Raw genomic sequence first — 15,192 nt, 5'->3', positions numbered from 1 at the left:
CTAGGACGCGACAGCCCCGCTCCTCGGCGGGCCTCCCGAGGCAGATGACGGTGCGACGTTCCGCGGCAGATCCACGGTGAAGCAGGCGCCCTTGCCCTTCTCGCTCGACACCTGGAGCGTGCCCCCGTGCGCCCGGACGATCTCGTTCGCGATGTAGAGCCCGAGCCCGAGCCCGCCGTAGGACCTCGACGAGACCGCCCGCTCGAACCGCTTGAAGATGCGCTCCATGTCCTCCGGCGCGATGCCGGGCCCGTGATCGCGCACGACGACCCGCGCCGTGTCGCCGCGCTCGGCGACGGTCACCTCGATGGGCCCGCCCTTGCCGAACTTGATCGCGTTGTTGAGCAGGCTCCTCAGGACCTGCGCGACGCGGAGCCGATCGAAGCGGCCGAGCACCGGGCGCCCCGCCGCGATCTCGATCCGGCAGCCCGCCCGCGACGAGGGCTCGCGGAGCTCGCTCACGACGTCGCAGGTCAGCGCGGAGAGGTCGACCTCCGAGAGATCGAGGTCGAGCTCATGGCGCGCAATCTGGTTCACGTCGAGGAGGCTCTCGATGAGCCGCTCGATCCGCTCGACCTGCCCCAGGCTCACCGCGACCATGCGCTCGAGCGAGGGGTTCACGATCTCGGTCGTCAGCTTCTTCTGCATCAGCGCGAGCTTCAGCCTGAGCGGCGTGAGCGGCGTGCGGAGCTCGTGGGACGCGACGGCGAGGAACTCCTCGCGGATCTGGACGGCCTGCTGCGCCTCGCGGTAAAGGCGCGCGTTGTCGAGCGCCATCGCGGCCCTGCGCGCGAGCTCCTCGACGAGCGGGGCGTCGGCCCCGGTATAATGCGGCGTCGCTCCGGTCCGCATCAGCGAGAGCACGCCGAGGCAGCGGCCGCGCGTCACGAGCGGCGCGTTCATGTACGCCGCGGGCGCGAGCTCGAAGAGCGCCTCCGGGCGCGCCGCGCCCGCGGCCCAGCGCCGCATCAGGCCGTCGCTCACGCGGCAGAGCTCGGCACGATCCGCGCCGAGGACACGGTGGGGATCCCCGGGCGCGCCCGGGGACGCGGCGGCGTCCCCGGAGGGCGCGGCGAGCTCACGCAGGCGCGCGGCCTTGGCCGGGGAGTCCGCCGCGACGGCCGCCTGCTGGAGCGCACCCGCGTCGTCGAGCACGTAGAGCGCGGCGCCCTCGGCGAGCTCGGGCACCGCGACCCCCGCGATCGCGTCCAGCGTCGCCTCGTAGCCGAGATCGGCCGCGAGCCGCCTGCTCGCCTCCGCCAGGAAGCGCTCGGCCATCTCCGCTCGCTTGCGCTCGGTGATGTCCGTCGAGATGCCGCAGACGGCATAGATGGCTCCAGCGGCGTCGTGCAGGGTGAACTTGAGGGACAGGTACGTGCGCGGCTCGTCGTCCACGAGGACGACCTCCTCCAGGTCGATCGGCCTGTCCGCATCGATCGCCCTGCGGTCGTACGCGGCGAACGCGTCCGCCGCCTCCGGCGCGAAGATCTCGTGATCTTTCTTGCCGAGTATCCGCGCTCTCGGCAGACGAACGAGCTGCTCGTACTGCCGGTTGATCAGGAGCAGGCGGCCTTCCAGATCCTTGACGTAGATGGCGGCCGGCGAGCTGTCGACGATGCTCTGGAGCAACGCCTCGCTCTTCTTCAGCGCCGCGTAGAGCGACGCGTTCTCGAGCGAGATGGCGGCCTGCGACGCGAGCAGCTCGAGCACCGCGAGCGTGTCCTGGGTGAACGCGCCTCGCATCAGGGCGTTCTCCAGGTAGAGGATCGCGTGGTGCCCCGAGCGCCGCGCGATCGGCATGCACAGGACCGATCTCGGCCGCGCCTGCGCGATGTACTCGTCCGCCGAGAACCGCGTCTCCGCCGCGTCGTCGAGGATGACCGGCTCGCCCGTCCGGACGACGTAGTGGACGACCGACAGCGGCAGCGCGGCGGAGGACGCGGGCGTGCGCGCCTCCCCGGCGACCACCTCCACGAAAGGCTTTCCTCCCTCGATCCTCGCCCTCGCCCGGATCGACGCTGTGCCGCGGCCGGCCTCCAGCAGGTAGCCCTTCTCCGCGCCCGCGTGCGCAAGGACGACCCTGAGCAGCGCCTCTTCGAGCCGGGGCATCAGGATCTCGCCCGAGAGGCTCTGAGACGCCCTCACGACGGCCAGCCGGTCGAGCTCCTCGGCCGGCATCGTGACCGTGCTCGTCGCGGCGAGCGGGCGCGCCGCGAGGTGCGGGAAGAGCCTGTCGAGCTGCTTCACCTTCCCGTCGGCGCCCCAGCGGGCATAGCAGCTGCGGGCCGCGCGGAGGTAGGCGTCGGCGATCAGGTCGAAGCCGCGATCACGGTAGAACGCGGCGGCGAGCTCCTGGCCCAGCGCCTCGCCATGGACGAAGCCGCTCGCGCGCGCGGCCCGGATGGCCTGCTCGTAGAGGCGCATCGCGGAGAGCTCGTCGCCCGCGACGCGCGCGATCTCGGCCGACACGAGCGCGTGGCGGTCTGCCTGGTTCGCGGGCTGGACCTCCGCCCAGCGGCGGAGATCCGCCTCGTGCGCCCTCAGGGCGGGGAGGAGCTCTCTTCGCTGCTCCTCTGGCAGGGCGCGGGCATGGCACGAGAGCGCGAGCGCGGCGACGTAGGCTTGCGTGCTGACGTGGAACTGGTCTGTCACGGTACCCAGCAGCTCGCCCGCCGCGCGCGACGCGGCCACGGCTTCGCCATGGCGACCGAACAGGAGCGCCGCCTGGGCGGCGTAGAGGCGCGCGTGGAAGCGCGTGATCCGCTCCGCCGCCCCGCGCGGCGGTCCCTCGATGTCATCGGCGCCCTCGCTGCCCCAGCCCGAATCGCGCCCGCGCAGGCGCTCCACGAACCGATGCACGACGGCCAAGGAATCGTGGACGACGTCGTACCGGGCCCGGCGCGCGAGGTCCATGTGGCGCTCGGCCTCGGCGACGACGTCCGCCAGCGGATCGCCCGCGGCGAGGCGCAGCGTCACGCCCTGAAACGAGCAATACGACGCGTAGAGCAGCGCACCGGTCTCGACGGCCTCGTCAAACGCCTTGTAGAGGAGGCCGACCACGTCCTGCAAGGGGCGGATCCAGGGGTCGATGAAGGTGCTGATCATATGGAGGATCTGCGCCCGGTTCCCGGCCCGGCCGCTGGTCTCCAGCAGCGCGCGGGCGAGCTCGCCGAAGCGGTAGCTCTCCCGGTAAAGGCCGAGGACGCGGCCGATGGTCCCGCCGAACGCGACGTATCCGGGTGGAGAAGCGTCCGAGTTGCCCGCGCGGAGGCTGAGCTGGACGATGCGGCACGCGATGAGGCTGTAGAGGTGCGGATCCGAGAAATAGGCTGACGGGAGCGCCGTCGACAGGGTGGCCGCCACGGCCAGCATGTCCGGATCGACCATGCGCGGCAGGCTGACGAGCTCCTCGATGCGGCGGTCGCACACCTCGCCCCAGACCTCGCGCGCCGCGCGCTCCACCGCGTCGCGCGTCGGGTGGAGCGGGATGTCGACGTCGAAGCGGCGCACGCAGGAGAGGGCGCTCTGCGCCGCTCGCTCGAAATCGGCGCGGGTCGTGTGGAGAACGATCTCGATGCCGTGGACCTCCGCAAGCTCGATCCGGCCACGAGCGCGCAGAAGGAGCACGTCGACGAGCCGCTCGGAGGCGGCGAAGTCGCCGCACAGGAAGGCGCAGCGCGCGCCCTCGCAGTGGAGATCGAACGCGAGCGCGCGCTCCTTGTCCCAGGCGTCGTCCCCGAGCAGCGCGATGCCCGCCGCGAGGTAGCTGGCCGCGGCTGCGTAGGCTGCAGAGGCCTTGGCTCGCCGGCCCGCCACCAGGTTGAGCCTGGCGATCCGGTCCTTCTCGCGCCGGTCGGTCACGAGGGCAGCGCCCAGGTTCAGGTGGCCGGCGATCTCGAAGACGCGCGCCTCGGCCGCGTCGGGAGGCGCGTGGGCGGCGAGCAGCCGCCCGATGCGGAGGTGCACCGCCCCGAGCTCCGCCTCCGGAATGAGCGCGTGAGCCGCCTGCTGGACACGGTCGTGGAGGAACCGGTACGTGTCGCCGGACCTGAGGAGCAGCCCCTCGCGCACGAGCTCCCGGTGGTCCTCGTGAATGGCGTCCTCGGACCGATCGCGGATGACGGCGAGGGTGCCGGCATCGACGGTATTCCCCACGCAGGCGGCCAGCGTGAGCGCCTTCTGGGCCGACGGGGAGAGGCGCTTGATCTTCGCGATCATGAGATCGACCACGTTGTCGGCGAGGCCCTTGCCGCGGATCGCGTCGATGTCCCACCTGAAGGCGCCTGCGCGCAGATCGACCTCGAACAGGCCCTCTTTGTGGAGCATGGTCAAGAACTGGGTGGCGAAGAACGGATTGCCGGCGGTCTTCTCGTAGACGAGGCGCGCGAGCGGGGCGGCGTCCTCTCCGCTCGTATGGACCGTATCGGCGACGAGCCGCTGCACATCCCGCTCGGACAGCCGAGCGAGCTCGATCTCGAGGAGCCTTATGCCGGCGCCCCGCGCGCGCTCGAGCATGCACGTCAGCGGGTGGAGCGGGCTCACCTCTTCATCGCGGTAGGCGCCGATCGCGAGCAGGCATTGCGTCTCGGGGTGGGTGATGAGGTGTTCGAGGAGCGCGAGGCTCGCCGGGTCTGCCCACTGGAGGTCGTCGAGGAAGAGGCAGAGTGGGCGCTCCTCCCGGCAGAAGGCGCCGACGAAGCGCCGGAACACCATCGCGAACCGGCTCTCCGTCTCGGTCAGCGGCAGCTCGGGGACGGGCGGCTGCTTGCCGAGGATGAGCTCCACCTCCGGGAGGACGTCGACGATGAGCTGCGCGTTCTTGCCGAGGGCCGCGGAGAGCCGCCTCCGCCACGCGTCCATGACGGGCTCGCTCCCGCTCAGGATCTCGCGCACGAGCTCGCGGAGCGCCTGGACGATCGTCGCGTAGGGCGCGTGTCGGCGCTGCTGGTCGAATTTGCCCGCCGCGAAGAGGCCCCGCTCCCGGACCGCCTTCCGGTAGAGCTCCTGGACCAGCGAGGTCTTGCCGACGCCGGCGTTGCCGGAGAGGAGGAGGAGCTCCGGAGCCCCGAGCCGCGCCACGCGCTCGAAGGCGGCGACGAGCGCGCCGAGCTCGCGCTCGCGGCCGTAGAGCTCCTTCGGGATCTCGAAGAGACCAGAGAAATCGTGCTCTCCGAGCGGGAATGGGTCGATGCGCGCGCGCGTCGTGAGCCCCTCGAGACATCGCTCGAGATCGAGCGTGAGGCCGCGCGCGCTCTGGTACCGATCCTCGGGCGCCTTGGCGAGGAGCTTCATGACGAGATCGGACACCGGCGAAGGGAGACCCGGGACGAGCTCCGATGGAGGCCGGGGGAGCACCGCGGCGTGACGGTGGACCCACTCCAGGGCATCGCCGGCCGAGAAGGGCAGGACGCCCGTGAGCATCTCGTAGAGCGTGACGCCCAGCGAATAGAGGTCGGTACGGAGATCGACCGCCCGGCTCGTGCGCCCTGTCTGCTCGGGCGCCATGTAGGCGAGGGTCCCCTCGATGACGCTCGGGCTCCGCGCGTCGCCGTGGTCCTCGGGGAGCAGGGAGGCAAGATCGAAGTCCGCGATCTTCACCTCTCCAGACATGGAATCGACGAGGATGTTCTGCGGCTTGATGTCCTTGTGGACGACCCCCTTTGCGTGGATGTCCGCGAGGGCTGTCGAGATGCTGGAGGCGATCGTCAAGAAACGTTTGAGATCCATCGGCGCCCCGAGCTCCCGATCGAGCGAGCGACCCCTGAAGTCTTCCAGGACGAGCGCCGGCCGGCTCCGGTAGGTGGTGAGCTCACAGGGCCTGATCGCGGACCGGCCGCTGAGCCTTCGCCCGATCTCGAGCTCGTGGCGCAGCCGCGCGGCGTCCCGGCCGTCGAGGGGCTCTGCCCGGGGGATCTTGAGCAGGACCGGACAACCGTCCTCGTTCCGGAGGCCGCGATGGACGACGAACCTGGTCCCCTCGCGGAGGATCTCCGTCACGGTATAGCGGTCGGGCGCGGGCATGTCGTTCGACCGGCGGCGACCAGGCCGCGCCGGGCGCGCTGCCCAGCCCGCCGCCGCGCGGTGTGATGATCATCCCGGCGCTCCACGGACCGACGTTTCGCAGAGAGCCATCGAGCGCTCTCCGCAGCGAAGCCACGGAGCGGCCCAGCGCAGCCTGCATGGGTTCGATGGTCCTGCTCCACCGCCGTCAATGTGCTGACCGGCGCGTTGACGGTCAAGCGAGGGGCCGCGTATCCTCGCTGCACCGATCCAATGCAACCTTCGACACAGGACAGCGCATCGCTCGACCTCGACGCCTATCTCGCCCGCATCGGCTACCGCGGCGCGCTCGCCGCCACGCGGGAGGTCCTCGACGCGCTTCACGCAGCGCACGTCTACTCCATCCCTTTCGAGAACCTCGACGTCCTGCTCGGCCGACCGATCCGCCTCGACCTGGCCAGCGTCCAGGCGAAGCTCGTCGGGGCGCGCCGCGGCGGCTATTGCTTCGAGCACAACACGCTGTTCGCCGCGGCGCTGCGCCGGCTCGGATTCAAGCTCACGACGCTCATCGCGCGGGTGCGGTTCCAGCGCAGCGATACGGGCCCTCGATCTCACATGCTGTCGCTGGTCGATCTGCCCGAGGGGCCGTTCATCGCGGACGTCGGCTTCGGCGGTCCGGGGCTCTTGCAGCCGCTCCCGCTCGTCGAGGGCGAGGGGCATGCGCGGGTGCTCGACGTGATCGGCTTGCGCCGGGAGGGCTCGTCCTGGGTGCTCGCCTCCAGGGCGGGCGAGGCGTGTCAGGACATCTACGCGTTCACGCTCGAGGAGCACCTCCCGATCGACTACGAGGTGGCGAACCATTACACATCCACGCACCCGAACTCGCTGTTCGTGAACAACCTCATCGTGGCGCTCCCGTCGCCGGAAGGCCGGGTGACGCTGCGCAACCGCGAGCTGGGGTTTTGGCGGGTGGACGGCGTCGAGCGCGTCTCGGTGCGCGACGACGCGCTCCTCGACGTCTTGAAAGAGCGCTTCGGGCTGGAGCTCCCGGCCGGGACGCGGCTCTCCTGCGCGGGCCTCGACAGCTGAAGGGACGGCGCGCCCTCCCCGGGGCCTGCCCGGGAGGCCGGGCGGGCGCGGCTCGCCGGCCGCGCCCGCCGCCCCTCGCGCCGGGGCGCTACCGGATCAGTGGACGCGCCCGATGCCGCGGCGGATGAACGCCGAGCGGCTCGCGGCCGCGCCGGCCGCCGCGCCGCCTGTCGGCGCGGCCCTGAGCGCCGCGAAGGTCGGGGCAGGCTCGCAGACCAGCGCCGACAGATCCTGATTCCGGCGCCTCAGATCGTTCAAGGTGCGCGGCTCACCGCTCACCGGGTCACTGACCGTGATCCCCGTCATGAAACCCGACAGCGACGCCTCGTTCCCGAGCGACCTCGGGTTCACGTGCAGGAACCCCGTCCCGGTCTCCTGCGCGCCGTGGCACCCATTGCAGGTGTTGAGCGAGAACTTGTGCCGCGCCTCGTTGTTGAGGATGCCAGGAGCGGTCCAGGCCGTGAGGTTGTTGAACGACGAGCCGCCGAGGAACGGGTTCCCCTGGAACGTGTCGGGCACCGTGTGCTGCTCCGCGATGATCGAGGCCTCGTTCTGGTTCACGAAATCAGCGAGCGTGGGCGATCCGTCGAAGCCGAGATCCGGCGTCAGCTTGACGGTCTCCGGCCGCAGGAAGCCCGTGTCGGGCGAGAGGACGAACTCGCGCAGCTCCCACGGCCCCGCGAGCGCGATCTCGTTCGTGCGGAGCTGCCCGAGCGAGCTCCCGTTCGGCTTGCCGGGCGCGGCGTTCCGGCCTGCGAACCGCGTGGTGATGTCCTGGAGCGCCGCGTTGTACGCTTCGGACGGGAAGGGCAGGCTGCCGAGGGCGTGCCAGTCGTTCGCCCAGTCGAGCACGTCGGCCTCGGTCGACGCGGGGAGCTTGTACTCCAGGATCACGGTGAACTGCTGCGGGAAGCCCTGGCTGACGACGCCGAACACGAACCTCCCTTCGCCGGCGTGGCCTTCGGCCAGGTTGCGCACGTCGATCCTGTTGACGATGCCGAGCAGCAAGAGCGGCGCCTGCTGCAGGTCGAGCGACCCGTCAGGGCTCCTCGGCCACTCGTCGAGCACGACCTGTTGGATCGCCGTGCGCGCCGGCACGGTGAAGCCGTTCACGACCTGATCGGTCAGCCAGGTGCTGAAGAGCTCCTCGACCATGGCCGGCGCGTCGGCGGGCGTGGGCGCCATGTCCTCCATCAGGCGCGCGAACGTCCATGCGCCCGTGCGGGGGTCGCTCGGCGGCCCATTGAACGTCGTGCGGAGGGGATCCTCGACCACGCTGAGGTCCTTCACGAAGATCTCTCGGCTCGTGCGGACGAAGCACCCCGTCGGCTCGGCCAGCTCGAAGTCGAGGGCCCCGGAGGCGACGATGAACTCGGGCGAGTTGAAGTCGATCACGGAGAAGGGGATCAGGTGGGCGCCGGGATCCGCGTCCTCGGTGCCGGTGACGGTGACGGGGAACGTCTCCGTGCTCCCGGGCAGGACGCCGGGGAAGAAGGAGGGATCGGCGGAGACGTCGATGCCCGCCGAGGGGCTGGAGATGTCGAGGAAGTAGTCGCGGCCGGGGCACGCGCCGACATCGTTGTTGGTGACGGCGATCTGGTACGCCACCGGCGTGTTCGGGGCGACCAGGCCGCTGCTCTCCGGCGTGACGACGGCCGTCGTGGGGCGCCTGAGGCAGGAGAGCTGGGCGATCTCGAAGGCGGTCGTCGGTGAGGCGGAGAGCCAGACCTCGTCGAGCACGCCGGTGAAGCGCTCCTTCTGCACGTTGTTGCCGATACGGATGGGCGCGTCGATGTCGTGGAGCGTGCCTGCCGCGCTGATCTGGCCGACCTGCTCGCCGTTCAGGAAGAGCCGCACGAATGTGCCGTCGTAGATCCCCGCGACGTGGGTCCACACGTTGGCCTGGATGGGGGCGCGGGAGGTGACCGTCCGCCCGTTGGTCAAGGTCACGGTGAACCGCGCCTGGCTGTTCCGGATGTCGAGCGAGAAGCTCGTCTCTCCGCCGCCCTTCTCCTGCACGATGGTCCGCGGCGTCGACCCTGTCACCGCGGTCGGATTGACCCACGCGGCGACGGCGAGGTTCTGTCCGAACGTGAAGCTGGCATCGTCGTCGACAAGGATCTTGTCGTTGTCCTGGTTGAAGGCGACGCCGAGACCGCTGACACCTTGAGCGCACGCCGCGTTGGCCGAGCGGGTGGCCGTGTTGCCGTTGCCCGACGAGTCGAACAGCGCCGTTGTCGCGGCGTTGCAGTCGTCGAGCTGCCAGAAGCCGACGGCCGGCGGCCCCACCGGGGGCGGATCGCCGGGGTCGCCGCCGCCGACGCCTACGCCGCCGCCGACGCCGGTGGTGGTGACCGAGCTGCTGGTGGAGCCGCCGACGCCGGTGGAGCTGGCGACCACGCTGGTGCCGAAGCCGCCGGTGCCGCCGCCGCCGACGCCGGTGGTGGAGGTGGCGACCGAGCTGCTGCCGAAGCCACCGGTCCCGGTCGCGCCGACGCCGGTGCCGACGCCGGAGGCGGTGACGCCGACGGCGCCCGGCCCGCTGGCCGCCGCTTCGAGAGCTAGTTCTGCATCGTTGAGTGAACCTTCATCGACGTCATAGCTTCCGCACGCGGCGCCCGAGGCGAGCAGGGCGAGGACCGCGGCCGAGCTGGTTTTGAGTGAGAGAGGATGGGTGAAGCCGAAGGAGAGGTTCCGCATCTGCGTTCTCGTGGGGTAAGAGTTGACTGCACGAGCGCCGTCCGGCCGCAGCTCGAGCTGCGGCCGGCGACGCGAACAGGCGTCTGTCTGACCCGACCGGGCTGTTCGGGCTTGGGCGCTGGTGCGGAGCACCCGATTGGCAATTGATATGCCCGGTCCCAGATCGTGATTTTCGCCTTGTCGCGTCGAACCGAGCGTGCCCGGGCATGTCGGCGGACTCCGACAATGGCACATCTGGCACACCCATTTTGCGACCCCAGGCGGGTGCTCGAGATCAAACAAGCACGCTTTCGACGCGTCCAAATGGTGCGCCGTGGCGCGCGGCAACGGGGGACAACAAGGTTCCTTTTCGTCGCCGCACGCCCGTCGCACTTCGTCCCGACCGCAGCTCCGCCGTCTCGCGGCCATCCATTGCGCCGCTTCTATATGCCGCGCCGCATCCTCCACGCATCGCGCCGCCGTCTCAATGCATCGCGCCGCCGTCGCGCTATGCCGACATCTCTCTATAAGGAGGTGGCCGCGGCCTAATAGGAGGACCGTGACCTATAAGGAGGCGGGCCGCGGACATCCCGTGTTGTGGCGGCTGGCGCGCGCCGCCCTTTGGCGCCGCCGCAGCTTCCGTGACCGAATCCCGGGCCGCAGCCGTCTCCAGCCCGCGCCCTCCGCAGCGCCGCTCCCGGCAAGTTTCCGCCGCGCGATCCTCTCCGCTCTTTCTCCGAGCTCTGATACATCCGTTAGCGGAGCTCTCCCGCACAGGAGACGGGCCCAGATCGGCGTTTTCGGCGCGGAGGCGTACTCCGGTACGCCGAGCACCGAAAACGTCGAGATGGGCCCGTATCCGAAGCGGGAGAGCTCCTCAGGAGAAGGACCAGCGGGGACCGCGGGGAGTATCTTCCAGCACGACACCTGCCTCGGTCAGCAGGTTGCGGATGGCGTCCGCCTTGGCGAAGTCCTTCGCCTTCCGAGCCTCCTGGCGCATCGCGATCAGCCGGTCGATCGCGGCGTCACCCCCGCGCCCAGCCGCGCCCTCGGCAGGGGCGAGCGCGTAGTCCGGAACGAGCTCCGGATACAGCGCCGGCTCGGCGATCTCCACCCCGAACACCGCGAGGTGACGCACGATCGCCCGGTAGACCGCGAGCAGCGAGGGGCGGTCCTCACACCGCTCGATCCCCGCCGAATAGAGCGCGCTCACGTAATCGAAAAATGCAGCCACAGCGTTCGGCGTGTTCAGATCGTCGTCCATCGCCTCGATGAAGCGCGCGATGAACCGCTCGGTGAGCTCCCCGAACTGGCCGTGAACGTACTGGTGGCGCATCCTCGGGAACCGCTCTTCCTCGGGTCGCTGCGACGCGTACGCGCCCGGGGCGAGGGGAGCCTCCGTCGCGCCGCTCAGCTTTTCGGCGAGGACCGTCGCGAGCTTCTTGATGCGCGCATAGCCCTGAGCGGATTGCTGGAGCAGCTCCCAGCCGAACGGGAGCTTGCAACGGTAATGCTGCGTCACGAAGAACCACCGCGCCTCGTCGTGCCCGTGCCTCGACAGGAGCTCCTCGACGGAGATGACGTTCCCGAGGCTCTTCGACATCTTCATGTCCTTGAGATCGAGGTGCTCCGGGTGCAGCCAGTAGCGCACCCAGGGCCGCCCGCAGAGCGGCTCGCTCTGCGCGATCTCGTTCTCGTGATGAGGGAACATGTTGTCGATGCCGCCCCCGTGGACGTCGAAATGGTCGCCCAGGAGCGCCGTGCTCATCGCCGAGCACTCGATGTGCCAGCCGGGGCGTCCGGTCGGCCACCCCTCCTCGCCGGTGCGCCAGCTCGGCTGGCCCGCGCCGGTCGGCTTCCAGAGGCTGAAGTCCGCCGGGTGCCTCTTCCGAGCGAAGTCCTCCTCGACGCGGCCGCTCGCCCCGACCTCCTGCTCGTCGACCTTGCGCCCCGAGAGCTCACCGTAGGACGCCCACGTGCCGACCTCGTAGAAGACCTCGCCGTTGACCGTGTAGGCGTGGCCCTTCTCGATCAGGCGCTTCGCCATGTCGACCTGCTCGTCGACGAAGTCGGTGGCGCGCGTGTAGACGGCGTAGTCCTTGATGTGGAGCTTGCGGCAGTCGCGCCGGAACGCCGCGATGTTCCGCTCGGCGACGTCGACGGCGCCCTCGCGCTCGCTCGCGCGCTGCATGATGCGATCGTCGATGTCCGTGTAGTTGATGATGCTCAGCACGTGATAGCCGCGGTACTCGAGGTAGCGGCGGAAGACGTCCCAGAAGCAGTAGGTGCGCGCATGGCCGATGTGCATCGGGGCGTAGACCGTGAGACCGCACGTGTAGATGCGCACGACCTTCGGCCGGGCGGAGACGAAAGGCTCCTTCTTCCTCGTGAGCGTGTTATGAACCTTGAGCGGCATCGGCCACCTGCGTGAGTGTGCGAGCACCCCCCGGGACCGCGTACGCTACCCTGGCCCCGCCGCCCGGTCAACGCGGAACCTCGCCGGTTTTCCCTGTGGTTTCGCGGTGTCTCGCATCGTTTCGCGTCGTCTCGCCACGTCTCCCCACATCTTGCGGCCGTCCTCCCTCCGGTCTACGCAACCGCGCATGCACATCACTTCAAGGACCTTGCTGTTCGTCCTCGCTGGCGCGCTCTCCGCCTGCGCGGGGAGCCCGCCGCCCGTCGAGAGCGCCCCGCCGCCCCCGCCGCCGGCCCCCGCGCAGGCGCCGCCGGCCGCCGCGCCGGCCGCGCAGCCCGAGGCGGCGACGCCCAAGGCGGACCCGGAAGCCGAGAAGAAGCAGGCGGAGCTCGCCAAGCTCGCCGAGGACACGAAGGCCATGGAGGCCAAGGCCGACAAGGAGGCGGCGCGGTTCGACGACGCGCTCAAGGCCGAGGTCAAGGCGCTCATCGCGGCCAACTACCCGAGCGCGGGCGCCGCGCTGCGGGCGGCGCTCAAGGGGAAGCACCGCGCCCCGGGCAACGCCGAGCGCGACGCCGCCCGGCACCCGGTCGAGAACCTGGAGTTCTTCGGCCTCAAGCAGACGAGCACGGTCATCGAGCTCGGGGCCGGCGAGGGCTGGTACACCGAGCTGCTCGCGCCGGTGCTCGCGAAGAAGGGCAAGCTCATCATCACGGCGTTCGATCCGAACGGCCCCGCGGACTCGCGCAACACGCTCTATGGCAAGCGTGTGAAGCGCATGATCGAGAAGTCGCCCGAGCTGTTCGGCAAGGTCGATGTCGTCGTGATCGATCGCGACAGCCCGAAGCTCGGGATCGAGGGCAAGGCCGACCTCGTCATCGCCATTCGCGAGGCGCACAACTGGCACCGGAGCGGCAAGTTCGACGTCTATGTCGCCGAGGCGTTCAAGGCGCTCAAGCCGGGCGGCGTCTTCGGCGTCGTGGCGCACCGGGCGAAGCCGGACGCCAACCCCGATGAGAGCGCGAAACAGGGATACCTCCCGGAAGCGTGGGTGATCCAGAAGGTCGAGTCGGCGGGCTTCAAGCTCGGCGGCAAGTCCGAGGTCAACGCGAATCCGAAGGACACGAAAGACTACCCGGAAGGGGTCTGGACCTTGCCGCCGAACTTCCGGCTCGGCGACAAGGACCGCGCGCGCTACGCCGCGATCGGCGAGAGCGACCGCATGACCCTCAAGTTCGTCAAGCCCGCCCGCTGACCCATCCTGCGCCCGGCGCTCGCGGCCCCGCGAGCGCCGGGGCGCTACGCGGGGGTCGCGGCGCGGCCCGGCGGCCGCACGAACACGCGGCGCATCGGGATCGTGGCGCCGGCGGCCCCCGAGACCCGGTGGGACAAGAAGGCGACGCCATCGAGCATCGCCGGCGACGCGTACACGCCCGGCTCAGCCGCCTCCGAGAGGCACGAGGAGAGCTCGAGGAGGTTCCCGCCCACCAGGGCGCCGTCCTCGGTGAGCACCACGTCGCCGGCGTGGAGGCAGAAGCGGACGCTGATCCTGGGATCGCGCTGGCCCGGCCCGGCGAGCCCCGTGTGCAGCGCGACGGCGGCCGCGATCGCGCGGTGGCGCGCCTCTTCGGTGCCGCGCTCGCCGCGCCGAAAGGGCGCCGCGAGCAGCGCGCTGGTGCTCGTGATCGCGAGCGGCGAGAACCCCGAGGGCGCGAGCGCGGCCACGGCGTCCGGGACCACGGCCTCGAATTCAGCCAGGAAGGCGTCGGTGGGGGCCTCGAGCGCGCGGCTCTCGGCGAGGACCTCGACGAGCAGCCCGATGGCGAGGCGCCGGATGTGCCCCGCCTCCACCGCGCCGGTCCGCGCGATCCGCGCCGTCGCGGCCCGCACGTCGCCCAGGAACGCGGTGACGTCCGGGTGGCGGCCGGCGGGATCCTTGCTCATGGCCCGCACGACGATATCGTCGAACGCCGGGTCGACCGGCGCGTGCAGGCTCGGGCGGGGCGGCGCCTGGTGCAGGTGAAGGTGGCGCAGCACCGGGTACGTGGTCGCCAGGAACGGCATGGATCCCGCGATCATCGTGTAGAGCAGCGCGCCGAGCGCGTAGACGTCGGTCCGCATGTCGACAGGCCGGTTGAGGAGCTGCTCGGGCGACATGAACGCCGGGGTCCCCACGACGTGCCGTGACGACGTGAGCGAGAGATCCGTCGGGCCGAGCAGCTTCGCGATGCCGAAGTCGAGCAGCACCACCCTGAGCTCCCCGCCGTGCTCGCACAGGATCACGTTCGAGGGCTTCACGTCGCGGTGGATGATCCCGAGCGCGTGGACCGCGGCGAGCGCGCTGCAGAGCGGATCGAGGATCGCGAGCGCCTCGTCCGCCGGGAGCCGGCCGCGCGCGAACAGGTGCTGCTCGAGGCTCTTGCCCTGAAGGAGCTCCATCACATAGTAGGGCCGCCCGTCGTCGAGCCGCCCGACCTCGAGGATCTCCACGACGCTCGGGTGCCGGATCCGCCCGATCGCGTCCACCTCGCGCTGGAAGCGGAGCACCACGTCGGCGCGCGAGATCAGGTCGGCGTGCATGATCTTGACCGCCGCCGGCGCCCTGCTCGTCGCGTGCACCGCGCGGTGGACGACGCCGAACCCACCCTCGGCGATGACGCCGTCGAGGAGGTACTCGCCTGCCCGCAGCGCCGCGGCGCGCGGGGCGCCGGGACCTGCGCCCTCGCGATCGTGTGTGTCGGGCGTGCGTTGTTTCCATGTCTGCGACGCGCCGATCGGCCGCTCGCCCGCGGGGGCGCCGGCCGGCGCCGCGACGGGGGACGGCTCATCGTCTTGGCAGGGGTTCTTCATGGGTGACACCCGCTGACTTCTACATGACAACCGCTGAGTTCGCGCATTACAGTACGCTTCGCTGTCGTCCAGCGCGACCTTCGGCTGCCCGCAGATCGAGCCCACTCATGCACCGTTGCCCCGTATGTCACGGGCGGCTCGCCGCTGACGCTCGGTGC

At 70.5% G+C, this 15,192-nt stretch carries 6 protein-coding genes; 2 read left to right on the top strand and 4 right to left on the bottom strand.

The window, feature by feature from the left end:
• Nucleotides 1–6,021 carry an AAA family ATPase gene (locus tag WMF39_RS29270; RefSeq protein WP_437739777.1) on the bottom strand — a complete coding sequence of 2,007 codons (6,021 nt, stop codon included), beginning with the start codon at nucleotides 6,019–6,021 and terminating at the stop codon, nucleotides 1–3.
• A 252-nt stretch (nucleotides 6,022–6,273) separates the two neighbouring features.
• Between WMF39_RS29270 and WMF39_RS29265 the strand changes: the two genes are divergently transcribed.
• Nucleotides 6,274–7,089 carry an arylamine N-acetyltransferase family protein gene (locus WMF39_RS29265; RefSeq protein ID WP_437739776.1) on the top strand — a complete coding sequence of 272 codons (816 nt, stop codon included), beginning with the start codon at nucleotides 6,274–6,276 and terminating at the stop codon, nucleotides 7,087–7,089.
• Nucleotides 7,090–7,185: 96 nt separating this feature from the next.
• On the opposite strand, the gene WMF39_RS29260 is transcribed toward WMF39_RS29265, so the two are convergent.
• Together WMF39_RS29260 and cysS are read right to left on the bottom strand one after the other, a co-directional pair.
• Nucleotides 7,186–9,789, bottom strand: coding sequence for a LamG-like jellyroll fold domain-containing protein (locus WMF39_RS29260; protein WP_437739775.1), 2,604 nt, complete (start codon nucleotides 9,787–9,789; stop codon nucleotides 7,186–7,188).
• 856 nt (nucleotides 9,790–10,645) lie between these two features.
• The gene (cysS, locus tag WMF39_RS29255; RefSeq protein WP_437739774.1) at nucleotides 10,646–12,184 is read right to left on the bottom strand and encodes a cysteine--tRNA ligase; all 1,539 of its coding nucleotides are present in this window, start codon (nucleotides 12,182–12,184) and stop codon (nucleotides 10,646–10,648) included.
• Between the two features lie 187 nt (nucleotides 12,185–12,371).
• Between cysS and WMF39_RS29250 the strand changes: the two genes are divergently transcribed.
• Nucleotides 12,372–13,439 carry a class I SAM-dependent methyltransferase gene (locus WMF39_RS29250; protein WP_437739773.1) on the top strand — a complete coding sequence of 356 codons (1,068 nt, stop codon included), beginning with the start codon at nucleotides 12,372–12,374 and terminating at the stop codon, nucleotides 13,437–13,439.
• 44 nt (nucleotides 13,440–13,483) lie between these two features.
• On the opposite strand, the gene WMF39_RS29245 is transcribed toward WMF39_RS29250, so the two are convergent.
• Nucleotides 13,484–15,034 (bottom strand): serine/threonine-protein kinase, encoded by a 1,551-nt coding sequence (locus WMF39_RS29245; RefSeq protein WP_437739772.1) that lies wholly within the window; start codon nucleotides 15,032–15,034, stop codon nucleotides 13,484–13,486.
• Nucleotides 15,035–15,192 lie beyond the last annotated feature (158 nt).

The organism is Sorangium sp. So ce1504, assembly GCF_051521635.1.
GTDB lineage: Bacteria > Myxococcota_A > Polyangia > Polyangiales > Polyangiaceae > Sorangium > Sorangium cellulosum_B.
The sequence above is the reverse complement of the archived record's forward strand: the minus strand, read 5'-3'. Positions and strand labels throughout refer to the sequence as shown.

Bases quoted from the DNA above. Each gene is read 5' to 3' on its own strand.
- WMF39_RS29270 (WP_437739777.1), bottom strand. From the start codon at position 6,021: ATGCCCGCGCCCGACCGCTATACCGTGACGGAGATCCTCCGCGAGGGG.
- WMF39_RS29265 (WP_437739776.1), top strand. From the start codon at position 6,274: ATGCAACCTTCGACACAGGACAGCGCATCGCTCGACCTCGACGCCTAT.
- WMF39_RS29260 (WP_437739775.1), bottom strand. From the start codon at position 9,789: ATGCGGAACCTCTCCTTCGGCTTCACCCATCCTCTCTCACTCAAAACC.
- cysS (WP_437739774.1), bottom strand. From the start codon at position 12,184: ATGCCGCTCAAGGTTCATAACACGCTCACGAGGAAGAAGGAGCCTTTC.
- WMF39_RS29250 (WP_437739773.1), top strand. From the start codon at position 12,372: ATGCACATCACTTCAAGGACCTTGCTGTTCGTCCTCGCTGGCGCGCTC.
- WMF39_RS29245 (WP_437739772.1), bottom strand. From the start codon at position 15,034: ATGAAGAACCCCTGCCAAGACGATGAGCCGTCCCCCGTCGCGGCGCCG.